At 62.4% G+C, this 21496-nt stretch carries 22 protein-coding genes; 11 read left to right on the plus strand and 11 right to left on the minus strand.

Annotated elements, in window-relative coordinates; all coding sequences use genetic code 11:
* Positions 1-32: 32 nt before the first annotated feature.
* Positions 33-812 (minus strand): exodeoxyribonuclease III, encoded by a 780-nt coding sequence (locus FS767_RS01080; RefSeq protein ID WP_023532406.1) that lies wholly within the window; start codon positions 810-812, stop codon positions 33-35.
* Positions 813-892: 80 nt separating this feature from the next.
* Between FS767_RS01080 and pyrE the strand changes: the two genes are divergently transcribed.
* On the plus strand, positions 893-1534 hold the full coding sequence (pyrE, locus tag FS767_RS01085; protein WP_058602773.1) for an orotate phosphoribosyltransferase: 642 nt from the start codon (positions 893-895) through the stop codon (positions 1532-1534).
* A 103-nt stretch (positions 1535-1637) separates the two neighbouring features.
* Here the strand turns inward: pyrE and argB are convergent, their stop codons facing one another.
* The 4 genes from argB to coaBC form a co-directional block, all read right to left on the minus strand.
* Positions 1638-2546, minus strand: a complete 909-nt coding sequence (gene argB, locus FS767_RS01090) for an acetylglutamate kinase (RefSeq protein ID WP_144963909.1) — start codon at positions 2544-2546, stop codon at positions 1638-1640.
* 29 nt (positions 2547-2575) lie between these two features.
* Positions 2576-3976, minus strand: coding sequence for a phosphomannomutase/phosphoglucomutase (locus tag FS767_RS01095; protein ID WP_144963910.1), 1401 nt, complete (start codon positions 3974-3976; stop codon positions 2576-2578).
* 110 nt (positions 3977-4086) lie between these two features.
* Complete coding sequence (gene dut, locus FS767_RS01100) at positions 4087-4542, minus strand: dUTP diphosphatase (RefSeq protein WP_144963911.1); 456 nt, start codon at positions 4540-4542, stop codon at positions 4087-4089.
* A gap of 5 nt (positions 4543-4547) precedes the next feature.
* Positions 4548-5759 (minus strand): bifunctional phosphopantothenoylcysteine decarboxylase/phosphopantothenate--cysteine ligase CoaBC, encoded by a 1212-nt coding sequence (gene coaBC / locus FS767_RS01105; protein ID WP_023532606.1) that lies wholly within the window; start codon positions 5757-5759, stop codon positions 4548-4550.
* A gap of 123 nt (positions 5760-5882) precedes the next feature.
* On the opposite strand from coaBC, the gene radC reads away from it, so the two are divergent.
* Entirely contained in the window at positions 5883-6563 is a 681-nt protein-coding gene (radC, locus tag FS767_RS01110; RefSeq protein WP_144963912.1) for a DNA repair protein RadC, read from the plus strand.
* A 102-nt stretch (positions 6564-6665) separates the two neighbouring features.
* Here radC and FS767_RS01115 read toward each other — a convergent pair whose 3' ends face one another.
* Positions 6666-8255 carry an ABC transporter substrate-binding protein gene (locus FS767_RS01115; protein WP_058602777.1) on the minus strand — a complete coding sequence of 530 codons (1590 nt, stop codon included), beginning with the start codon at positions 8253-8255 and terminating at the stop codon, positions 6666-6668.
* Between the two features lie 361 nt (positions 8256-8616).
* Between FS767_RS01115 and rpmB the strand changes: the two genes are divergently transcribed.
* On the plus strand, positions 8617-8853 hold the full coding sequence (gene rpmB, locus FS767_RS01120) for a 50S ribosomal protein L28 (RefSeq protein WP_003253504.1): 237 nt from the start codon (positions 8617-8619) through the stop codon (positions 8851-8853).
* An 11-nt stretch (positions 8854-8864) separates the two neighbouring features.
* Entirely contained in the window at positions 8865-9020 is a 156-nt protein-coding gene (gene rpmG, locus FS767_RS01125; RefSeq protein ID WP_003253507.1) for a 50S ribosomal protein L33, read from the plus strand.
* A gap of 83 nt (positions 9021-9103) precedes the next feature.
* Here rpmG and FS767_RS01130 read toward each other — a convergent pair whose 3' ends face one another.
* A complete protein-coding gene (locus FS767_RS01130; RefSeq protein WP_144963913.1) occupies positions 9104-9463 on the minus strand; it encodes a cupin domain-containing protein in 360 nt (119 codons plus the stop codon).
* A gap of 193 nt (positions 9464-9656) precedes the next feature.
* On the opposite strand from FS767_RS01130, the gene FS767_RS01135 reads away from it, so the two are divergent.
* A complete protein-coding gene (locus FS767_RS01135) occupies positions 9657-11150 on the plus strand; it encodes an aldehyde dehydrogenase (protein ID WP_078479347.1) in 1494 nt (497 codons plus the stop codon).
* A 178-nt stretch (positions 11151-11328) separates the two neighbouring features.
* Positions 11329-12468, plus strand: coding sequence for an MFS transporter (locus FS767_RS01140; protein ID WP_058638839.1), 1140 nt, complete (start codon positions 11329-11331; stop codon positions 12466-12468).
* Positions 12469-12478: 10 nt separating this feature from the next.
* Here the strand turns inward: FS767_RS01140 and FS767_RS01145 are convergent, their stop codons facing one another.
* Both FS767_RS01145 and FS767_RS01150 read right to left on the minus strand, forming a co-directional pair.
* Positions 12479-14032, minus strand: coding sequence for a phospholipase D family protein (locus tag FS767_RS01145; RefSeq protein WP_144963914.1), 1554 nt, complete (start codon positions 14030-14032; stop codon positions 12479-12481).
* A gap of 58 nt (positions 14033-14090) precedes the next feature.
* A complete protein-coding gene (locus FS767_RS01150; protein WP_144963915.1) occupies positions 14091-15521 on the minus strand; it encodes a PLP-dependent aminotransferase family protein in 1431 nt (476 codons plus the stop codon).
* 176 nt (positions 15522-15697) lie between these two features.
* Between FS767_RS01150 and FS767_RS01155 the strand changes: the two genes are divergently transcribed.
* On the plus strand, positions 15698-15928 hold the full coding sequence (locus FS767_RS01155) for a DUF1127 domain-containing protein (protein ID WP_144963968.1): 231 nt from the start codon (positions 15698-15700) through the stop codon (positions 15926-15928).
* 6 nt (positions 15929-15934) lie between these two features.
* On the opposite strand, the gene FS767_RS01160 is transcribed toward FS767_RS01155, so the two are convergent.
* Positions 15935-17227: an FAD-binding oxidoreductase gene (locus tag FS767_RS01160; protein ID WP_144963916.1), complete on the minus strand. Its 1293-nt coding sequence runs from the start codon at positions 17225-17227 to the stop codon at positions 15935-15937.
* Positions 17228-17329: 102 nt separating this feature from the next.
* On the opposite strand from FS767_RS01160, the gene FS767_RS01165 reads away from it, so the two are divergent.
* A complete protein-coding gene (locus FS767_RS01165) occupies positions 17330-17683 on the plus strand; it encodes a YkgJ family cysteine cluster protein (RefSeq protein ID WP_023532519.1) in 354 nt (117 codons plus the stop codon).
* A gap of 22 nt (positions 17684-17705) precedes the next feature.
* On the opposite strand, the gene dadR is transcribed toward FS767_RS01165, so the two are convergent.
* Positions 17706-18194, minus strand: coding sequence for a transcriptional regulator DadR (gene dadR / locus FS767_RS01170; RefSeq protein WP_003258963.1), 489 nt, complete (start codon positions 18192-18194; stop codon positions 17706-17708).
* A gap of 154 nt (positions 18195-18348) precedes the next feature.
* On the opposite strand from dadR, the gene dadA reads away from it, so the two are divergent.
* The 3 genes from dadA to FS767_RS01185 all read left to right on the plus strand — a co-directional run bounded on the left by dadA (position 18349) and on the right by FS767_RS01185 (position 21450).
* Positions 18349-19653, plus strand: a complete 1305-nt coding sequence (gene dadA / locus FS767_RS01175; protein WP_144963917.1) for a D-amino acid dehydrogenase — start codon at positions 18349-18351, stop codon at positions 19651-19653.
* Positions 19654-19733: 80 nt separating this feature from the next.
* Complete coding sequence (alr, locus tag FS767_RS01180; protein WP_144963918.1) at positions 19734-20807, plus strand: alanine racemase; 1074 nt, start codon at positions 19734-19736, stop codon at positions 20805-20807.
* A 94-nt stretch (positions 20808-20901) separates the two neighbouring features.
* Positions 20902-21450 carry a cupin domain-containing protein gene (locus tag FS767_RS01185; protein WP_023532512.1) on the plus strand — a complete coding sequence of 183 codons (549 nt, stop codon included), beginning with the start codon at positions 20902-20904 and terminating at the stop codon, positions 21448-21450.
* Positions 21451-21496 lie beyond the last annotated feature (46 nt).

Here is a 21496-nt window from a genome sequence, read left to right on the forward strand (position 1 = left end):
AGGTGGGGCTGCAAGGCAGCCCCACTGGTTGCTCAGATGGTCAGCGTCCAGTCGTAGTCGACGATCAGCGGCGCATGCTGGGAGAAGCGCGGCTGGCGTGGCAAGCGCGCGTTGCGCACGAAGCGGCGCAGGCCGGGGGTAAGGATCTGGTAGTCGAACCGGTAGCCCAGGTTCAGCATTTCGGCCTGCTCGTTGTCCGGCCACCAGCTGTACTGGTCACCCTCACGGCTGACTTCTCGCAGGGCATCCACGTAACCCATCTCGCCAGTAATGGCATCCATCCAGGCACGCTCTGGCGGCAGGAAGCCCGGCGACTGCTGGCTGTCACGCCAGTTCTTTATGTCGAGCTTCTGCTGGGCCACATAGAACGAGCCGCAATAGATGTACTCGCGGCGCTTGCGACGCTGCTTGTCCAGGTACTTGGCGAAGTCGTCCATCAACTTGAATTTCTGGTTCAAGTCTTCATCCCCGTTCATGCCCGAAGGCAAGAGCAGGCTGGCAATACTGACTTTGTCGAAATCTGCTTGCAGGTAACGCCCGTAACGGTCGGCTGTCTCGAAGCCCAGGCCGGTGATGACTGCCTTGGGCTGCATGCGCGAATAAAGGGCCACACCACCTTGGGCAGGCACCTCCGCGTCGCAGGCATAAAGGAAATAGCCATCGAGCTGGAAAGCTGGGTCATCGAGTTCAAAGGCCGAGGCGCGGGTATCCTGAAGGCAGATGACGTCGGCATTCTGGGCTTGTAGCCAGCTGAGCAAACCACGCTCGGCCGCAGCCTGAATGCCATTAACGTTCACACTGATGATCCGCATAAATGGCCCCATAAATCTCGTGCGTGTATGATACCCGAGCTCAACCCATTTAGCTAAATCCGTGGTGTCCGGGACTTTCCATGCAGCCGTATCAGCGCGACTTCATCCGTTTTGCCATCGATCGCGGGGTCCTGCGTTTCGGTGAATTCACTCTCAAGTCCGGGCGTACCAGCCCGTACTTCTTTAACGCCGGCCTGTTCAACACAGGTTCGGCGCTGGCCGAGCTGGGGCGTTGCTACGCCGCCGCCATCGTTGACAGCAAGATCTCGTTCGACGTGCTGTTCGGCCCGGCCTACAAGGGTATTCCCCTGGCCGCGACCACTGCCGTCGCGCTGGCTGACCAACATCGGCAAGACGTACCCTGGTGCTTCAACCGCAAGGAAGCCAAGGACCACGGCGAAGGCGGCAGCCTGGTCGGTGCGCCCCTGGCAGGCGATGTGCTGATCATCGACGACGTGATCACTGCCGGCACCGCCATTCGCGAAGTCATGCAGATCATCAAGGCGCAGCAGGCCAACGCCGCTGGCGTGCTGATCGCATTGAACCGTGAAGAGCGTGGCAATGGTGAGCTCTCGGCCATCCAGGAGGTGGAGCGCGACTTCGGCATACCGGTGGTCAGTATCGTCTCGCTGACTCAGGTACTGGAGTTCCTGGCTGACGATCCGCAGCTCAAGCAGCACCTGCCGGCGGTTGAGGCCTACCGGGCGCAGTACGGGATCTGAACCAGGGCCTGGAAGCGAAAAAGGCGACCTCGGTTTGAGGTCGCCTTTTTTTGTGTCGCCAGTTTGACCCTGTCACCGACTGCCGGCGACAGGGCCATGCAGGTCAGAAAAGCGACTTGTGGTTGGTGATCAAGGTACCCACGCCGCTGTCGGTGAAGATTTCCAGCAGCACCGCGTTCGGCACGCGGCCATCGATGATGTGTGAACTGTTCACGCCGCCTTGCACCGCATCCAGGGCGCATTTGATCTTCGGAAGCATGCCACCGTAGATGGTGCCGTCGGCGATCAGCTCGTTGACCTGCTCTGTGGTCAGCCCGGTCAGGACCTGGCCCTGCTTGTCCATCAGTCCGGCGATGTTGGTCAGCAGCATCAGCTTCTCGGCCTGCAGCGCTTCGGCGACCTTGCCTGCTACCAGATCGGCATTGATGTTGTAGGACTCGCCATTGATGCCGACGCCGATGGGGGCGATCACGGGAATGAAATCACCCTTGACCAGCATGTTCAGCAGGTCGGTGTTCACGCTCACCACTTCACCCACATGGCCGATGTCGATGATCTCGGCGGTGGTCATTTCCGGCGTCTGGCGGCTGACGGTGAGCTTGCGTGCACGGATCAGCTCCGCGTCCTTGCCGGTCAGGCCGATGGCGCTGCCGCCGTGCCGGTTGATGAGGTTGACGATGTCCTTGTTGACCTGGCCGCCCAGTACCATTTCCACAACGTCCATGGTCGCCGAATCGGTCACGCGCATGCCGTCGATGAAATGGCTTTCGATGGAGAGCCGCTTGAGCAGATCACCGATCTGCGGGCCGCCACCGTGCACCACCACCGGGTTGATGCCCACGGCCTTCATCAGCACGATGTCGCGGGCGAAGCCAGTCTTGAGCTCCTCGCTTTCCATCGCGTTGCCGCCGTACTTGATCACCAGCGTCTTGCCGACGAAGCGGCGAATGTAGGGCAAGGCTTCGGACAGAACTTCGGCTACGTGGGTGGCGGCATCGCGATCGAGGGTCATGCAGGGCTCCTGTGAGGCCAGATAGTCGGTCAGAACGGCAGTTGCAGATCAGGTTCTACCCGCAGCAACTGAGTGCGAAAAACATCCTTGATACGCTGCAACTGCGCATGGCTGTCGGCCTCGAAGCGCAGTACCAGAACCGGCGTGGTGTTGGAGGCACGCACCAGGCCCCAGCCCTGTGCATAGTCCACTCGCACACCGTCGATGGTGGTCAGGCGCGCGTCACCCCAATCGGCGTCGCGTTGCAGTGCATCAATGATGCTGAATTTACGTTCGTCGGTCACATCAATATTGAGTTCCGGCGTGGAAATATCGTTGGGGAACGCGGCGAACACGGTTTCGGCGCTCTGCTCGGTCTTGCTGAGGATTTCCAGCAGGCGCGCAGCGCTGTAGATGCCGTCGTCGAAACCGTACCAGCGTTCCTTGATGAAGATATGACCGCTCATCTCGCCTGCGAGCAAGGCGCCGGTCTGCTGCATCTTCTTCTTCATCAACGAATGACCGGTCTTCCACATCAGGGTACGACCGCCCAATCGTTCGATCAGGGGGATCAGGCGTCGGGTGCATTTGACGTCGAAGATGATTTCGGCGCCTGGGTTGCGAGCCAGGACATCCTGGGCAAACAGCATCAGCAAGCGGTCGGCGTAGATGATGCTGCCGGCCTCGGTTACCACACCGACGCGATCCGCGTCGCCGTCGAATGCCAGGCCCAGGTCCGCCCCCGTGCGCCTGACCGTGTCGATCAGCACCTGAAGGTTCTGCGCCTTGCTGGGGTCGGGGTGGTGGTTCGGGAAGTTGCCGTCCACTTCGCTGAACAGCGCAATCACCTCGCAGCCCAACGCTTCGATCAGTTGCGGTGCGATCACGCCAGCGACGCCATTGCCGCAGTCCACGACCACCTTGAGCTTTCTGGCCAGCCTCACGTCACTGACGATCCGCTGGAAATAGCGCTCCAGAATCGCTACCTGTTGCACATGCCCTGTGCCCACGGTCAGGTCATTGGCCTGCAAGCGGCCGAGCAGCGCCTGGATCTGCTCGTTGGCCAGGGTGTCGCCGGCAATGACGATCTTGAAGCCGTTGTAGTCCGGGGGGTTGTGACTACCGGTAAGCATCACGCCCGACTTGCCGTCTAGTACGTGGGTGGCGTAGTACAGCGCCGGCGTGGGGACCAGACCGAGGTCGTTCACATGGCAGCCTGCCTCGACCAGGCCGCGGATCAGAGGCTCGACGAGCAGCGGGCCGGACAGGCGACCGTCGCGGCCCACGCTGACCTGGGGTTCGCCCATGGCCAGGCTCTGTGCGCCGACGGCGCGGCCTATCCAGTAGGCGGTATCGGCGTGCAGCGTCTTGCCGACGATGCCGCGGATGTCGTAAGCGCGAAAGATACCTGGCGGCAAGTGGGCGCGAACCGCCGGGGCCATGTCGTTCATCTGGAAAACCCCATCAGTCAGAAGCGCTCGGTTGCAGGCGCACGCAGAGCGCTTGGACGAAGGTTGCGGCCCGGAGTTCGCCATCCGTGGCGATTTCGCTCATGTCCGGTTCAACGGGTGCCGGAATGACCAAAGCCACCGGCGCCGCGCTGGCTCTGGTCGAACGACTCGACGATCTCGAACTGCGCCTGTACCACGGGCACGAGCACCAGTTGGGCGATACGCTCACCGACTGCGATGGTGAAGGTGGTGGTGCCGCGGTTCCAGCACGACACCATCAGCTCGCCCTGGTAATCCGAATCGATCAGCCCAACCAGGTTGCCCAGCACGATGCCATGCTTGTGGCCCAGGCCCGAGCGCGGCAGCACCAGTGCGGCAAGACCCGGGTCGCTGATATGGATGGACAGGCCTGTCGGAATCAGGACCGTCTGGCCGGGTTCGAGCACCGTTTCTTGCGCGAGCAGGGCGCGCAGGTCAAGGCCAGCGGAGCCCGGCGTGGCGTATTGCGGCAACGGAAATTCGGTACCCAGGCGTGGGTCGAGGATCTTGGCTTGTAATGCGTGCATGTAACTTATTGAACCTGGTTGAGCCGTTCGGCGATGAAGGCAACCAGCTGGCGGGCGATCTTGCCCTTGCTGGTCTGCGCGAAGAGGGTCTGGTGCTGCTGGCGATCGATCACGGTCAAGGCGTTCTCTTCACTGTTGAAGCCGATGCTGGGATTGGCCACATCGTTGGCGACGATCAGGTCGAGGTTTTTATCCTTGAGCTTGCGCGTGGCGTAATCGAGCAAGTGCTCGGTCTCGGCGGCAAAGCCGACACTGAAAGGACGGTCGGTGCGACCGGCCAGGGTGGCAAGGATATCGGGATTGCGCACCATCTGCAGCAGCATGCCATCGCCAGTCGTGGGATCTTTCTTCAGTTTTTGTGGCGCTATCACCTCTGGGCGGTAGTCCGCCACTGCCGCCGACGCGATGAACAGGTCGCATGGCATGGCCGCCTCACAGGCCGCCAGCATGTCCCGCGCGCTGACCACGTCGATACGGCTGACCCGATCGGGGGTGGGCAGGTGCACGGGGCCGGTCACGAGGGTCACCCGAGCCCCGGCTTCGGCGGCCGCCTCGGCTAGGGCAAAGCCCATCTTCCCGGAGCTATGATTGGTGATGTAGCGCACCGGGTCGATGTTCTCCTGGGTGGGGCCGGCGGTGATCAGCACGTGCTTGCCGGTCAATGCCTGGCGCTTGAAGCTCTCGGCGGCGCACCAGGCCAGGTCGGTGGCCTCGAGCATGCGGCCCAGGCCTACGTCGCCACAGGCCTGGCTGCCCGAGGCAGGGCCGAACACCTGAATGCCGCGGCTCCTGAGCACTTGGAGGTTGGCCTGGGTGGCAGCGTCACGCCACATGGCCTGGTTCATGGCCGGGGCGACGGCAACGGTGGCATCGGTGGCCAGTACCAGGGTCGTCAACAGGTCATCGGCCATGCCCTGGGCCAGGCGTGCCATGAGGTCGGCGGTGGCCGGAGCGATCAGTACCAGGTCAGCCCATTTGGCCAGCTCGATATGGCCCATGGCCGCCTCTGCTGCCGGGTCGAGGAGGTCCAGGTGCACCGGGTGGCCGGACAGCGCCTGCAAGGTCAGCGGCGTGATGAATTCAGCGCCACCGCGGGTCATGACGACACGCACCTGGGCGCCGTGCTCCAGGAGTCGGCGGATCAGTTCGGCGCTCTTGTAGGCGGCGATGCCACCACCGACGCCAAGAACGATGCGCTTGCGATACAGCCGCTGCATAGGGTTGCCTTTTTCCAGTGAAAGCGGGCGGCGACAGGAACTGCGTGCGGCAGAACGTCGCATGTACGAGGGCAAATAGATTAACACAGGGCCGAAATGGGCCGCAGCAGGGGCAGGGCAGCGATGAACATCAGGGAATGGCCGGCTCAGGATCGGCCAAGGGAAAAGCTACTGCAGCGTGGGGCGGGGGTGCTGTCTGACGCCGAACTGCTGGCTGTGCTGCTGGGGTCAGGCGTTGCAGGGCGCAACGTGCTCGACCTGGCGCGTGGCCTGTTGGTGCGCTTTGGCGGCTTACGGCCGTTTCTCGAGGCCGATCGGCGGGCGGTCTTGCGCGAGCCTGGCATAGGGGAGGTCAAATACGCACAGCTGCAGGCATTGCTGGAAATCGGTCGCCGCTACCTCGATGAAGGAATCACCCGCGCAGCGGCGTTGGAGGAACCCCAGGCCGTAAGGCGCTACCTCAAGGCCATGCTGCGCCATGAACCCAGCGAGGTGTTCGGTTGCCTGTTTCTGGACACCAAGCACCGACCGTTGGCGTTCGAGATCCTGTTCAGGGGTACCATCGACCGAGCCAGTGTCTATCCGCGGGAAGTGGTGCGGCGAGCATTGATGCACAATGCCGCGGCGCTCATCCTGTGTCACAACCACCCTTCGGGCAACAGCGAACCCAGCAAGGAGGATGTGCACCTGACCCTTTCGCTCAAACGTGGGCTGGCCTTGATCGATGTACGTGTGCTGGATCACATCATCATTGGCGACGGGGAGCCGCTGTCCATGGCCGAGCGCGGGTGGGTCGTAGCTTAGGGCACGCCACCGCGAGCGCGGCGCAGTTCAGGATGACCTGTCATGACCGGGGGAAGGGTGGCGCCTTCCCCGATCACCGCAACGTTCAAGCGTGATCAAGGCCTACTTGGTCACGCTCACCTTGCTGAAGTCCAGCCGGCCGAACGGGTTGACCTGATAACCCTCGACACCCTGACGCAGCAAGGCCGCCGCAGTCGGATGCGCCAATGGCACCCACAGCGCCTGCTGCTGGATCAGGGTCTGCGCCTGCTGGTACAGCCGGCTGCGCACGCTCTGATCATTGGTGGTGCGACCGGCACTGATCAGCTGGTCCAGGCGATTGTCACAGAACCGCGCGAAGTTGGTCCCGGATTTGACCGCTGCACAGGAGAACTGCGGGGTGAGGAAGTTATCCGGGTCGCCGTTGTCGCCTGCCCAGCCCATGAACAGCAGGTCATGCTCGCCGGCCTTGGCGCGGCGTATGAGTTCGCCCCACTCGATCACCCGAATTTCAGCCTTGATGCCCACCTTGGCGAGATCAGCCTGCAGCATCTGCGCGCCCAGGCTGGGGTTGGGGTTGAGCAGGCTACCCGAAGGGCGTGTCCAGATCGTCGTGCTGAAGCCGTCCGCCAGACCGGCCTTGGCTAGCAGGGCCTTGGCTTTCTTCACATCCAGTGGGTAACCGGGCAGGTCCTTGGCATAGCTCCAGGTATTGGGCGGATACGGGCCATTGGCCGCAATCGCCGAGTCTTCGAAAACAGCCTTCACGTAGGCTTGTTTGTCGAAGGCCAGGTTGATGGCCTGGCGCACTTCTGGCTTGTCCAGTGGTGGGTGCTGGCTGTTGAGCGCGATGAATGCCGTCATGAACGCTGGCGTGCTGGCCACCTTGAGGCTGCTGTCCTGACTGGCCTCGGCAATGTCCAGTGGCTTGGGCGACAGCGCCACCTGGCACTCGTTGCGCTTGAGTTTCTGCAGGCGCACGTTCGCATCGGTGGTGATGGCGAAGATCAGCGGGTCGACGGCTGGCTTGCCGGCAAAGTAGTCAGGGTTGGCGCGATAGCGCACCACCGCGTCCTTCTGGAACCGCTGGAAGACGAATGGCCCGGTGCCGATGGGTTGGCTGTTGAGTTTCTCAGGCGTGCCCGCCTTGAGCAACTTGTCGGCATATTCGGCCGAATAGATCGAGGCAAAGCCCATGCTCAAGGTGGCCAGGAAGGTCGCGTCCGGGTGGGTAAGGGTAAAGCGCACGGTATTGGGCGCCGGCGCGTCGATCGTCTTGATCAGGCTGCCCAGTTGCAGCGACTGGGCATGGGGGTAGCCGCCGGGCGCTGTCTTGTGCCAGGCGTGAGCGGGGTAGAGCATGCGCTGGAAGCTGAACAATACGTCGTCGGCATTGAGCGTACGGCTGGGCTTGAAATAGGCAGTGGTATGGAATTTCACGTTGTCGCGCAGGGTGAAATCGTACACCAGGCCATCGGCCGACACCGTCCAGCTGGCGGCCAGGCTCGGCACCACCTTGCCTTTGCCTGCGTCGAATTCCACCAGGCGGTTCATCAGCACATCGGCCGTGGCATTGGTGGTGGTCAGCGAGTTGTACTGCACCACATCGAAGCCTTCGGGGCTGGCTTCGCTGCAAACGCTCAGTGGCGCTGCCTGGGCTGCACCCACGGCAAGCAGGGAGGTGAACAATAAGGAAAGGGCGGCGGCACGCATGGTGGCTCCTTGGCTGTCAGTGGCCCATCTGCCAGTGCAGTCTGGAAAAGGCCTACCCTAGTGTGACTGCCAGAAAATGACCACACTCTTTTTTACAATATTGGCGACGAACGGTCGGCGCCTGATAGGGCCTTCGGTCATGCTGCTCGCGGCGGTTTGCCTCGGCTCGAATGTTGATCAGGTATTGTTGCAATCGAGTCTTTCTGGTATAAAGCAGCGCTCTTTTCTAGGGGCTCGGCCTGTCGCATCAGCGAATCCGGTCGATAAGACCTCCAGAATCACGGCGCCTCGGCGCCAAAGACTGAGAGATTAAGCGGCCAACCCATGCCGGGTTGGGCATGTGGTTTTAGAGGGCTGAGTCATGTCGAGAGTCTGTCAAGTTACTGGTAAGGGTCCAGTAACCGGGAACAACATTTCCCACGCAAACAACAAAACCCGTCGTCGTTTCCTGCCAAACCTGCAGCACCACCGTTTCTGGGTTGAATCCGAGAAGCGTTTCGTGCGTCTGCGCGTTTCCGCCAAAGGCATGCGCATCATCGACAAGCGCGGTATCGATGCCGTACTAGTTGACATCCGTAAAGCTGGCGCCAAGGTTTAAGGGAGAGCATCATGCGTGAATTGATCCGTCTGGTTTCGAGTGCCGGTACCGGCCACTTCTACACCACCGACAAGAACAAGCGCACCACCCCGGACAAAATCGAGATCAAGAAATACGATCCCGTTGTTCGCAAGCACGTGGTGTACAAGGAAGCCAAGATCAAGTAATTGATCGGCGACCTGAAAAAAACCCGCCTCCGAAGGGAGGCGGGTTTTTTTATGCCTGGTCGAAAGGGTCAGCTGGCCAGGGATCACTTCTGCTCGAACAATGCATAGATCTTGCGGCAAGGTTCCAGCACTTCCCATGTCCCTTTGAATCCGGCGGGGATGACGAACCGATCACCCGCACGCAGCGTCTTGCTGGCGCCCTGTTCGTCGCGCAGCACCGACACGCCCTGCACGATTTCGCAGTACTCATGCTCGGTGTAGTTGACCGCCCACTGGCCCACTTCCCCCTCCCAGACGCCCGCGGCAAACTGCCCGCAGGGGCTTGCATAGTGGTTGTACACGGCCTGGTCCGGCTCGCCTTTGAGCACTTTTTCGGCTGCGGGGCGATAGCGCTCGGCCTCGGTGATGGCCTGGGCGAAGTCGATGATGCTGTCGATACTCATAAAAAGGCTCCTGTATGTTCAATAAAATTAACATCGCTGGGCGTTTGAGCTGATAGTGTCAAATATATTGATAGTTTGAAAGCGCTGGTTTAGGGTATCGCATGCCTGTGTGCGCCTGCCGCACGCCCGGACCCCGACAACGCCTGCAAGTCCTCAGTGCAGCGTTGCACCTAAACAAGAGGAGGAGTTTCGTATGACCACCCTGACTCGTGCAGACTGGGAACAACGTGCCCAGCAACTGAAGATCGAAGGCCGCGCCTTCATCAACGGCGAATACACCGATGCCGCATCCGGTGAAACCTTCGAGTGCCTGAGCCCGGTCGACGGACGCTTCCTGGCCAAGGTTGCCAGCTGCGACCTGGCCGACGCCAACCGCGCGGTCGAAAACGCCCGCGCGACTTTCAACTCGGGCGTATGGTCACAGCTGGCCCCGGCCAAGCGCAAGGCCATCCTGATCCGCTTCGCCGACTTGCTGCGCAAGAACGTCGAAGAGCTGGCGCTGCTCGAAACACTGGACATGGGCAAACCGATCGGTGACTCCTCCAGCATCGATATCCCAGGCGCTGCCAATGCCATTCACTGGACAGCCGAAGCCATCGACAAGGTGTACGACGAAGTCGCCCCGACGCCGCACGATCAACTGGGCCTGGTCACACGCGAGCCAGTGGGCGTGGTGGGTGCCATCGTTCCCTGGAACTTCCCGCTGCTGATGGCGAGCTGGAAGTTGGGCCCAGCGTTGGCTACGGGCAACTCGGTTGTGCTCAAGCCTTCCGAAAAATCGCCGCTGACCGCTATTCGCATCGCTCAGTTGGCAGTGGAAGCCGGTATCCCAGCAGGTGTGCTGAACGTGCTGCCTGGCTATGGCCACACCGTGGGCAAGGCCCTGGCCCTGCACATGGACGTCGACACCCTGGTATTCACCGGTTCGACCAAGATCGCCAAGCAGCTGATGGTGTATGCAGGCGAGTCGAACATGAAGCGCATCTGGCTGGAAGCCGGTGGCAAGAGCCCGAACATCGTCTTCGCCGACGCGCCAGACCTTGAGGCCGCCGCCCAGGCTGCTGCCAGCGCCATCGCCTTCAACCAGGGTGAAGTGTGCACCGCAGGTTCGCGCTTGCTGGTGGAGCGCTCGATCAAGGACACCTTCCTGCCCATGGTGGTCGAAGCCCTCAAGGCCTGGAAGCCCGGCAACCCGCTGGACCCGCAGACCACCGTGGGTGCACTGGTCGATACCCAGCAGATGAATACCGTGTTGTCGTACATCGAGGCGGGCCACAAGGACGGCGCCAAGCTGCTGACCGGCGGCAAGCGGACGCTGGAAGATACCGGCGGCACCTACGTCGAGCCGACCATCTTCGACGGCGTGACCAATGCCATGAAAATCGCCCAGGAAGAAATCTTCGGCCCGGTACTGTCCGTGATTGCCTTCGACACGGCCGAGGAGGCGGTTGCCATCGCCAACGACACACCCTATGGGTTGGCGGCGGGCATCTGGACTTCGGACATTTCCAAGGCGCACAGGACGGCCCGTGCCGTACGCGCCGGCAGTGTCTGGGTCAACCAATATGATGGCGGCGACATGACCGCGCCATTCGGTGGCTTCAAGCAGTCGGGTAACGGCCGTGACAAGTCGCTGCATGCGCTGGAGAAGTACACCGAGCTCAAGGCCACCTGGATCAAGCTGTAAGTCCAGCGGCCCCTCGGCAGGTCGGCTTCCAAGGCCCTGGCACGCTTTCGCGAGCTGAGCCGGGACTGAGCAAGCTCGACTGCCCGCGGGGCCTGACATTCCAACACTGGCCGGGGCGGCGCATACCGTCCCGGCTTCGTCGTTTCTGCCGTACAAGAATGCTGCCTGGGAGGCCGTCATGCGTTGGGGAACCTATTTTGCCGTGCTGGCATCGGTGCTGAGCGTCGGCCTCGCACTGGGTGTGAGCATGCCGTTGGTGTCCTTGCGTCTGGAAGCCTGGGGTTATGGCAGCTTCGCCATTGGCGTCATGGCCGCCATGCCTGCCCTGGGCGTGCTGGCCGGCGCCAGCCTGGCCAGCCGGCTTGCCGGGTGGGTGGGCGTGCCTGCGGCCATGCGCCTGTGCCTGTGGGGCGGGGCATTGTCCATCGGCCTGTTGGCCCTGCTGCCAAGCTATCCGCTTTGGCTGGTGCTGCGGCTGTTGATCGGCATGGCGTTGACCGTGGTGTTCGTGCTGGGTGAGAGCTGGATCAACCAACTGGTGGTCGAGCAGTGGCGCGGACGGCTAGTAGCCCTGTACGGGAGTAGCTATGCGCTGAGCCAACTGGCGGGTCCGTTGGTGCTGGGCATGCTGGGGTCGGATGACGACTTCGGCTTCTGGGCGGCGACCGGCCTGCTGCTGGTATCGCCCTTGCTGTTGCTGGGCCGCGGGGGCGCGCCCTCTACAGAGGCTTGCAACGTCACCTTTGCCGACCTGTTCGCCTTCTGCCGAAGGCTGCCCGTGATCGCCTGGGCCATTGCGTTGTTCGCTTCGTTCGAAGCCATGATCCTGACCCTGCTGCCGGTGTACTGCCTGCAACAGGGCCTGAGCACGGAAATCGCGTTGTTCATGGTCAGTACGGTGGTGGTCGGCGATGCGGTGCTGCAGTTGCCCATTGGCGCACTGGCGGACCATATGTCGCGGCGCGCGCTGTTCACCGGTTGCGCCCTGGCATTGCTGGGGTCGAGCCTTGCCATCCCCCTGCTGTTGCACACCTGGGCGATCTGGCCGGTGTGGGTATTGTTCGGCGCTAGCGCTGGGGGGTTGTTCACCTTGTCGCTGGTGTTGATCGGCGAGCGCTATCGAGACGATGCCCTGGTGCGGGCCAATGCCCACGTGGCCCAGCTGTGGGGCATCGGTTGTCTGCTGGGGCCGTTGCTGGCCGGCGCAGGCAGCCAGTGGATCAGTGGGCATGCCTTGCCGCTGCTGATGGCAGCAGGCGCCGCTGGGCTGGTGGTGCTGACCCGGCGGCGCGGAGCGTTCGAGCCAGCGGCTGCGTGACGGTGCAGCGCTAGAGCATCTTTTCCAGCCCGACCGCCTTGCTGATCCAGGCATTGAACCGTCGCCACAGGCTACCAGGCTCTGACGTGAGCACCCGCCGCTGTCCGTCTTCCTCGGTCACCCAGACCAGCTTGCCGGCCACGAGCTCAGGCTGGTAGCTCAGGGCCGGTGCCATGCCCTGCACCGCCAGGGCACGGGTGTATTCGGCAAGTTCGGGGCTGTCGACCAATACGCCGACTTCGGTGTTCCACAGCACCGAGCGTGGGTCGAAATTGAACGAGCCAATGAACGTCTTGTGACGGTCGAACACGATCGCCTTGCTGTGCAGGCTGGAGTTGGAGCTGCCATGGAAACTCAGTTTGCCCGCGCTGGGGTCTCCGGGCTGGCGGCGCATTTCATACAGCTTCACCCCGTGCTCCAGCAGCGCCTTGCGGTAAGGTGCATAACCGCCGTGTACGGCAGGCACATCGGTAGCCTCCAGTGAGTTGGTCAACAGCTTTACTGAAATACCCGCGTCGGCACTCTGGGTGAGGTAAAGCAGCCCCGGTTCGCCGGGTACGAAATAAGCGGAGACCAGAATCAGCTCGTGACGCACATCGCGCAGGTCAGGGCCGAGTTGTCGGGTCAGCAGTAGCTGTGGATCAGGCTCGTCATCGGCCAGCACCTTGCTGGGGGCGTCCCACAGCGCCTGGGCATGAGCCCAGATGAGTTCGTTGCGCCAGGTGTCCAGTCGCGGCTGGGATTGGTAGGCCATCAAGCGGTCGTACAAGACCTTGCGCCGGGTTCTGGCTTCGGCCAGCGAGACTTCCAGCCGATGGCGGCTGGTACGCAGGTCGTCGGCATTGGGCTGGTGCCAGAGGAAATCGGTGATCGGGCGGCTCAGGGCGCTGTTCCAGTACTGATCGAAGCTGTGTCCCAACTGTTCTGCTATAGGGCCCACACCCAGCAGATCAATGTCGGTGAAGTTCAGGTTGGGCTCGGCATCGAAGTACTCGTCGCCCAGGTTTCGCCCGCCGACGATGGCCATGCTGTTGTCCACCAGGAACAGCTTGTTGTGCATGCGTCGGTGCTGACGCGACAGGTTGAGCAACCGGCCCATGGCACGTGTGACCCCGGTGGCGCGCCCCAGGTGCAGTGGGTTGAACACACGGATCTGGATGTTCGGGTGGGCGGCGAGGGTGCCCATGATTGCATCCAGGCCGTCACTGGTGGTGTCGTCCAGCAGGATGCGTACGCGCACGCCCCGGTCGGCCGCCCGCAACAACTCATGGACCAGGGCGCGGGTGCTGAGTCCGTCATGGACGATGTAGTACTGCACGTCGATGCTGGCCTGCGCATTGCGTATCAGCTCGGCGCGCGCCCGGAAAGCCTCGTTGCTGTTGGGGAGTAGGCGAAAGCCGGAACGGCCTTCATAAGGGGCTGCCTGGCGCAGCACCGAGCGGCCGAACGACGAGCCATCGGCGGGCAGGGCTTGACTGGTTTGGCGCGGCGTATCGACGCTGGCGCAGCCGCAGACGCCGAGCAGCAGCGTCAGCAGCAAGGGTAGGGCTCGCTGGAGTTTCAACGGTGGATCGTCCTGTGCAGCAGGGCTTTGGGATTGGACAGTGGCGGGCAACGCAAAGTTACGTCGCGATGATGTCCTGGTCCAGCAAGCGCTGGGCGGTCTCACCAACCTTGCGCACCGCCGCCTCGATTTGCGCAGTGGGCCTGGCGGCGAAGTTCATGCGCAGGCAGTGACGGAACTTGCCGGAAGCGGAAAAGATGCTGCCCACGGCCACTTGTACGCCTTGCTCCAACAAGGCGTGATTGAGCTGCAAGGTATCGAAATGTTCCGGCAATTCCACCCACAGCATGAAGCCGCCTTGCGGACGGCTTACGCGGGTGCCCTGCGGAAAATACCGGGTCACCCAGTCGCTCATCAATTCACGGCTGCGTTGGTACTGGCTGCGCATGCGCCGCACATGGGGTTGGTAATGCCCGTTGGCGATGAAGTCCGCCACCGCCAATTGAGGCTGACTGGCGGTACTGCCCGTGCTGATGTACTTCATGTGCAGGACCCGCTCCAGGTAGCGCCCAGGCGCTACCCAACCGACACGCAGGCCAGGGGCAAGCGTCTTGGAAAATGAACTGCACAACAGCACGCGGCCCTGCGTATCGAATGACTTTACCGTCCGTGGCCGAGGGTAGGTATAGGCCAGGTCACCGTAGACATCGTCCTCGAGAATGGCTACGTCGTAGCGCTGTGCAAGGTTCAACAGGGCCTTTTTACGAGCCTCGGGCATGATGTAGCCCAGCGGGTTGTTGCAACTTGGGGTGATCTGGATGAGCTTGATCGGCCACTGCTCAAGGGCCAGTTCGAGCGCCTCGAGGCTGATGCCTGTCACCGGGTCTGTGGGGATCTCCAGCGCCTTCATGCCCAGGCCCTTGAGCGTCTGCATGGCGCCATGGAAGCTGGGCGAGTCCACCGCAACGATATCGCCAGGCTCGCACACCGCGCGGATGCTGCACGACAGGGCTTCGTGGCAGCCTGTCGTCACCACCAACTCAGAGGGCGAGAGCCTGCAACCAGAGTCCAGGGCCAGGCGTGCCACCTGTTCGCGCAAGGCCAGGTTGCCGTGGATATTGTCGTAATACAGCCCGGGCATGTCCTGGCGACGGCTGAGCCTGGCGAGGCTGCGCAGCAGCGGCTTGAGGGTAGGGCTCTCGATGTCCGGCATGCCCCGTCCAAGCTGTATCACACCCGGTTGCGGGGTACTGCGCACCAGCTCCAGAACCTGCTCCCATTGGGAAATGTCCACCGGGCGCTGGGCGGGCCGGCTGACCGCCGGCAAGGCCGGCAGGTGGCGATGGTCGCTCACGAAGTAGCCGGACTTTGGCCGTGGCGAGACCATGCCACTGTCTTCGAGCATGCGGTAGGCCTGTTGCACGGTGCTCAGGCTCACCCCATGCTCCACGCTCAGTGCCCGCACCGATGGCAGCCGCTGGCCGGGCCGATAGAGGCCCTGTTCGATACGCGCGCCGAGTACCTCGGCAAGGTTCAGGTAGAGCGTCACGTCATACTCCTAGGCTGCGCCGGTCAATGCACCATACAGATTGGCAGAAAAGGCAGCATTCAGTTACCTGGAAGCCCGATCTGTATCCAAATAATAACGCTTTTTTGGATCTGTATTGTCAGGCCGTGCATCCGGCATGCTGTCCCCACATTGTCATCGAAAGGGAGACAGCAGCGATGGGAAGCTTGAGCGATGTGCGCATCGAACAGTCGGTAGGCGAAAAAGAGGCCCTGCAGCAAAGCAAAACCCACGCTGCGCCCCAGGCGTTGAGCCGCTGGCGGCTGATGTTGCGCCGCTGGCACACCCGCAGGGCGCTGTTACAGTTGAGCGACCATGAACTGCGCGATGTGGGTCTCAGCTGGCAAGAAGCGCGCTCGGAAGGCTGCAAGCCTTTCTGGAAGCCGTGACTGCTTTCACACCAGCTCCTTGAGCCTGTGCCACAGCATGCCCAAGGCCAGTAAAGGTGAGCGCAAGTGCTTGCCGCCTGGGAACGTCATGTGTGGCACCTTGGCAAGCAAGTCGAAACGCCCGCTTTGCTGGCCACTGATGGCTTCCCCGAGCAGGCGGGCGGCCAGGTGAGTAGCGTTCAGCCCGTGGCCTGCGTAGGCCTGGGCGTAGTACACGTTCGGCTGATCAGGCAGGCGGCCCACTTGGGGCAAGCGGTTGGCGCCGATCCCGATCATGCCGCCCCACTGGTAATCGATGCGTACGTCGGCCAGCTGTGGGAACACGCGCAGCATCTTGGGCCGCATGTAGGCGGCGATATCCTTTGGGTCGCGCCCGGAATAATGGCAAGCGCCGCCGAACAGCAGCCGGTGATCTGCGCTCAGGCGGTAGTAGTCCAGCGCCACGCGCTGGTCGCACACGGCCATGTTCTGTGGCAACAGCGAGCGTGCACGCGCCTCACCCAGCGGCTCGGTGGCGATGAGGTAACTGCCGGCGGGCAATACCTTGCCGCCCAGCTCACCGTTCAAACCATTGAGGTAGGCGTTGCAGCACAGGACCAGCGTTTGCGCCCGGACTCGGCCCTGGGCGGTGTGTACCTGCACCTGCGGGCCATAGTCGATGCGGGTCACCTCGGACTGCTCGTGGAGTTTCACACCCAGGCGCGCGGCCGCCGCGGCTTCGCCCAACGCCAGGTTAAGGGGGTGCAAGTGGCCAGAGCCCATGTCCACCAGCCCGCCTGCATAGCGCTGCGAGCCCACCACATCGTGAATGTCATCCTTTGCGACCAGCCGCAGTTCGTGGGCGTAACCCAGGCTGCGCAAGTGTTCGGCCTCTTCGGCCAGGCCCGCCATTTGCGCCGGCTTGTTGGCCAGGTCGCAATAGCCCCAGGTCAGGTCGCAGGCGATGGCGTGCCGCGCTACACGATCGCGCACGATTTGCACGGCCTCCAGCCCCATCAGTTGCAAATCGCGAACGCCCTGCTCGCCGATGACCGGCAGGAACTGCTCCAGACCATGGCCGACCCCGCGGATCAACTGCCCGCCGTTGCGCCCACTGGCGCCCCAGCCGATCTTGCGCGCTTCGAGCAGGATCACCGAGAAGCCACGCTCGGCCAACTCCAGGGCCGTGTTCAAACCGGAGTAGCCACCACCGACGATGCACACATCGGCGGTGTGCTCGCCTTGCAGATAGGCATGATCAGGGTGAGGCGCGCTGCTGGCGGCGTAGTAAGAAGCGGCGTGCTGCGCGCTGTGGATCATTGGACGAGTCCTGGTGCGTGGGCTGGAACGGGAGAATAAGCCGCAGGCCCAGGGCGGGCAACCGGCCTATAATGGGCGGACATTTTCAACCTGTGCCTCGTCATGTCCTGCGACCGCCACAAGATCCACTTCCTGCGCGAACTCATCCCTTCGTTCGAATGCGAGCCTGGCTGCCATGACTGCTGCGGGCCGGTTACCACCTCGGCGCAAGAGATGGCTCGGCTGCCGCGCAAATCCCAGGCCGAACAGGACGCTGCCCTGGAGCGCCTGGACTGCGTGCACCTGGGGCCCCAGGGCTGCACGGTATATGAAGAACGGCCACTGATCTGTCGCCTGTTCGGGACCACCCCACGACTGGCCTGCCCGCGTGGTCGTGGGCCCGAACCCATGATCGACCCTGCGGCCGAGCAACTGGTGCACCAGTTCATTGCCACCACCCGGCAAGTGCTGGTCTAGGCGTTTGCGGTAGGGCCCGGCATCAGTCCGGGATCGGCAGGCAGAGGCTTTCCTTCACCTCTTCCATCACGATGTAGCTTTTGGACTCACGCACATGGGGCAGCTTGAGCAGGATGTCGCCAAGCAGCTTGCGATACGAAGCCATTTCCGAAATGCGCGCCTTGACCAGGTAGTCGAAATCGCCGGAAACCAGGTGGCATTCGAGCACGTGCGGCAGCTTCAGAACTGCCCGGCGAAACTCCTCGAAGGTATCGCCAGACTTGTAGTCCAGGCTGATTTCCACGAAGACCAGCAGGCTGCCCTTGAGGTGCTGTGGGTTCAGGCGGGCGTTATAGCCCATGATGATGCCTTCACGTTCCAGCCGGCGCACGCGCTCGGTGCACGGCGTGGTGGAGAGACCGACCTTTTCGCCCAGTTCGGTGAAGGAGATACGCCCGTCGTTCTGCAGGATGCGCAGGATGTTCCGGTCGATCTTGTCCAGCTCACGCTTACTTTGATGCTGGGTTCTCATAGGGGATGCCCCTCCGTCAAAGGCCATTGTGCCGAGAATTCTCGCCAATAATAGGCTTTTATATAGTGAATTGCACTGCTCTCGAATTCCTATACTTCGCCCATCAATGGCAGTCCAACAACACACCGCGGCAGGCCGCGAGGGGAAAGAAACGATGCGAGTTCTGGTACTTGGTAGCGGCGTGATCGGAACCGCCAGTGCCTATTACCTGGCCCGGCAAGGGTTCGAAGTGACAGTGGTGGACCGCCAGCCAGCGGTGGCCATGGAAACCAGCTTTGCCAACGCCGGCCAGATCTCGCCTGGCTATGCCTCGCCGTGGGCGGCGCCGGGGGTGCCTCTGAAAGCCGTTAAGTGGCTGCTCGAGCGCCACGCTCCGCTTGCCATCAAGCTGACCGGTGACGTAGACCAGTACCTGTGGATGGCCCAGATGCTGCGCAACTGCACGACTAACCGCTATGCCGTGAACAAGGAGCGCATGGTGCGGTTGTCCGAATACAGTCGCGACTGCCTCGACGAACTGCGCGCCGAAACCGGAATCGCGTACGAGAACCGTAGCCTGGGCACCACCCAGCTGTTCCGCACCCAGGCCCAGGTCGATGCAGCTGCCAAGGATATCGCCGTGCTTGAGCAATCAGGCGTGCCTTATGAATTGCTCGACCGCGATGGCATCGCGCGCGTCGAACCTGCCCTGGCCAGTGTGAAAGGCATTCTCGCCGGCGCCCTGCGCCTACCCAACGACCAGACCGGCGATTGCCAGTTGTTCACCACCAAGCTTGCGGAAATGGCCCGCAACCTGGGCGTGGAGTTCCGCTTCGGGCAGGACATCCAGCGCCTGGATCATGCAGGTGACCGCATCAACGGTGTCTGGATCGATGGCAAGCTCGAAACCGCCGACCGCTATGTGCTGGCATTGGGCAGCTATTCGCCGCAGATGCTCAAGCCCCTGGGCATCAAGGCGCCGGTCTATCCGTTGAAGGGCTACTCCCTGACCGTTCCCATCACCAACGGTGACATGGCGCCTGCCTCGACCATCCTCGACGAGACCTACAAGGTCGCCATCACCCGTTTCGACAACCGTATCCGTGTTGGAGGCATGGCTGAGATCGCCGGCTTCGACCTGTCGCTCAACCCCCGTCGACGCGAAACGCTGGAGATAATCGTCAACGACCTTTATCCTCGCGGCGGTGATTTGAGCCAGGCCAGTTTCTGGACTGGGCTGCGTCCCGCGACGCCAGACGGTACCCCCATCGTGGGTGCAACCGCTTTCCGTAACCTGTTCCTCAATACAGGGCACGGCACGCTGGGCTGGACCATGGCCTGTGGCTCGGGTCGTCTGCTGGCTGACCTGATCGCGCGCAAGAAACCGCAGATCAGTGCAGAGGGGCTGGACATCTCGCGCTATGGCAGTAGCCGCGAAGTGGCCCGTCACGGGCATGGTTCGCCTGCCCATCAGCAGTAAGCCATCCATTGGGGTATTCGCCGGTGACCTGCGAATGCTCCAGCTTTGATTTCAACCCGTATGACTTTTAAGGCAGCCGCATGCGCCCCGCCCGTGCCCTGATCGACCTCCAGGCCCTGCGCCACAATTACCGTCTCGCCCGTGGACTGACCGGCGCCAAGGCGCTTGCCGTGATCAAAGCCGACGCCTACGGCCATGGTGCCGTGCGCTGCGCGTTGGCGCTCGAGCCCGAAGCGGACGGGTTTGCCGTGGCCTGCATCGAGGAGGCGCTGGAGCTGCGTGCGGCCGGCATCAGGGGCCCGGTCCTGCTGCTGGAGGGCTTCTTCGAAGCCAGTGAGCTGCCGTTGATCGTCGAGCATGACCTGTGGTGCGTCGTGCATTCGGCCTGGCAATTGGAGGCCATCGAGAAAAGCCCGCTGGCCAGCCCGCTCACCGTCTGGCTCAAGCTCGATACCGGCATGCACCGTGTAGGGCTGCATCCCAAGGACTATCGCGATGCCTATGAGCGCCTGCTGGCCTGCGGCAAGGTAGGGCGCATTGTGCTGATGAGCCATTTCGCCCGTGCTGATGAGCTGGGTGCGCAGGCCACGGCCGAGCAGATTGCTGTTTTCGAAACCGCGCGCCAGGGCTTGGCAGCAGAGTGCAGCCTGCGCAACTCTCCAGCCGTGCTGGGTTGGCCCCAGGCAGCTGGTGATTGGGTGCGCCCAGGGCTGATGCTCTATGGCGCAACGCCGTTCGATATGCCTCAAGCTCAGGCCCAACGCCTGCAGCCGGTCATGACACTGCAGTCGCGGATCATCAGTGTGCGGGAGCTGCCGGCCGGCGAGCCGGTGGGTTACGGCGCCACGTTCGTCAGCACACGGCCCACCCGTGTAGGCGTGGTCGCCATGGGCTACGCCGACGGTTACCCTCGCCAGGCTCCCAACGGTACGCCGGTCATCGTTGCTGGCAGCCGGGCCCCGCTCATCGGTCGCGTTTCGATGGACATGCTGAGCATCGACCTGACCGACGTGCCTCAGGCGACCGTCGGCAGCCCGGTCGAACTATGGGGCAAGCAGGTCCATGCCGCTGAGGTGGCGAGCCAGGCCGGTACCATTCCTTACCAGATCTTCTGCAATCTCAAGCGGGTGCCCCGGGAATACATTGGGGACTAGGGCGTCAGGCGGGTGGTGTGTTGTAAATACTGAACGGCGTTGCCATGATATCGTTCACATCCACCCGCATAACCCGTCTCAGGAGGCTCCAGCTTTGGACGTCGGCGAACGACTGCAAGCCATCCGCACGCTCAAGGGCCTGTCCCAGCGTGAACTCGCCAAGCGCGCGGGGGTTACCAACAGCACCATCTCGATGATCGAGAAAAACAGTGTGAGCCCTTCGATCAGTTCGCTGCGCAAGGTACTGAGCGGCATTCCCATGTCCATGGTCGAGTTCTTTTCCGTCGAGCTCGAACCCGAGAGCCCTGCGCAGATCGTCTACAAAGCCCACGAACTGATCGACATCTCCGATGGTGCGGTGACCATGAAGCTGGTTGGCAAATCGCACCGCAACCGTGCCATCGCTTTTCTGACCGAGGTGTACCCGCCCGGCGCCGACACCGGTGCCGAAATGCTGACCCATGATGGCGAAGAGACTGGCATTCTGCTCGAAGGCCGCCTGGAATTGGTGGTCGGTACCGAGCTGTTCATTCTCGAAGCAGGCGACAGCTATTACTTCGAAAGCACCCGCCCGCACCGTTTTCGCAACCCGTTTGAACAGCCAGCACGCTTGATTAGCGCCGCCACCCCCTCGAACTTTTGATCCAGCGCAGTGCATTGACGCGTCAATACCCCTTTCCTGTGTAGGG

It is taken from the genome of Pseudomonas sp. DE0010, from assembly GCF_007680745.1.
Classification (GTDB): domain Bacteria; phylum Pseudomonadota; class Gammaproteobacteria; order Pseudomonadales; family Pseudomonadaceae; genus Aquipseudomonas; species Aquipseudomonas parafulva_B.

Coding starts and splice junctions, on each gene's coding strand:
- FS767_RS01135 (WP_078479347.1), top strand. CDS start 9,657: ATGACCACCCTGACTCGTGCAGACTGGGAACAACGTGCCCAGCAACTG.
- FS767_RS01140 (WP_058638839.1), top strand. CDS start 11,329: ATGCGTTGGGGAACCTATTTTGCCGTGCTGGCATCGGTGCTGAGCGTC.
- FS767_RS01155 (WP_144963968.1), top strand. CDS start 15,698: ATGGGAAGCTTGAGCGATGTGCGCATCGAACAGTCGGTAGGCGAAAAA.
- dadA (WP_144963917.1), top strand. CDS start 18,349: ATGCGAGTTCTGGTACTTGGTAGCGGCGTGATCGGAACCGCCAGTGCC.
- FS767_RS01115 (WP_058602777.1), bottom strand. CDS start 8,255: ATGCGTGCCGCCGCCCTTTCCTTATTGTTCACCTCCCTGCTTGCCGTG.
- FS767_RS01080 (WP_023532406.1), bottom strand. CDS start 812: ATGCGGATCATCAGTGTGAACGTTAATGGCATTCAGGCTGCGGCCGAG.
- pyrE (WP_058602773.1), top strand. CDS start 893: ATGCAGCCGTATCAGCGCGACTTCATCCGTTTTGCCATCGATCGCGGG.
- alr (WP_144963918.1), top strand. CDS start 19,734: ATGCGCCCCGCCCGTGCCCTGATCGACCTCCAGGCCCTGCGCCACAAT.
- rpmB (WP_003253504.1), top strand. CDS start 8,617: ATGTCGAGAGTCTGTCAAGTTACTGGTAAGGGTCCAGTAACCGGGAAC.
- coaBC (WP_023532606.1), bottom strand. CDS start 5,759: ATGCAGCGGCTGTATCGCAAGCGCATCGTTCTTGGCGTCGGTGGTGGC.
- dut (WP_144963911.1), bottom strand. CDS start 4,542: ATGCACGCATTACAAGCCAAGATCCTCGACCCACGCCTGGGTACCGAA.
- FS767_RS01130 (WP_144963913.1), bottom strand. CDS start 9,463: ATGAGTATCGACAGCATCATCGACTTCGCCCAGGCCATCACCGAGGCC.
- FS767_RS01165 (WP_023532519.1), top strand. CDS start 17,330: ATGTCCTGCGACCGCCACAAGATCCACTTCCTGCGCGAACTCATCCCT.
- FS767_RS01160 (WP_144963916.1), bottom strand. CDS start 17,227: ATGATCCACAGCGCGCAGCACGCCGCTTCTTACTACGCCGCCAGCAGC.
- FS767_RS01095 (WP_144963910.1), bottom strand. CDS start 3,976: ATGAACGACATGGCCCCGGCGGTTCGCGCCCACTTGCCGCCAGGTATC.
- argB (WP_144963909.1), bottom strand. CDS start 2,546: ATGACCCTCGATCGCGATGCCGCCACCCACGTAGCCGAAGTTCTGTCC.
- dadR (WP_003258963.1), bottom strand. CDS start 18,194: ATGAGAACCCAGCATCAAAGTAAGCGTGAGCTGGACAAGATCGACCGG.
- rpmG (WP_003253507.1), top strand. CDS start 8,865: ATGCGTGAATTGATCCGTCTGGTTTCGAGTGCCGGTACCGGCCACTTC.
- radC (WP_144963912.1), top strand. CDS start 5,883: ATGAACATCAGGGAATGGCCGGCTCAGGATCGGCCAAGGGAAAAGCTA.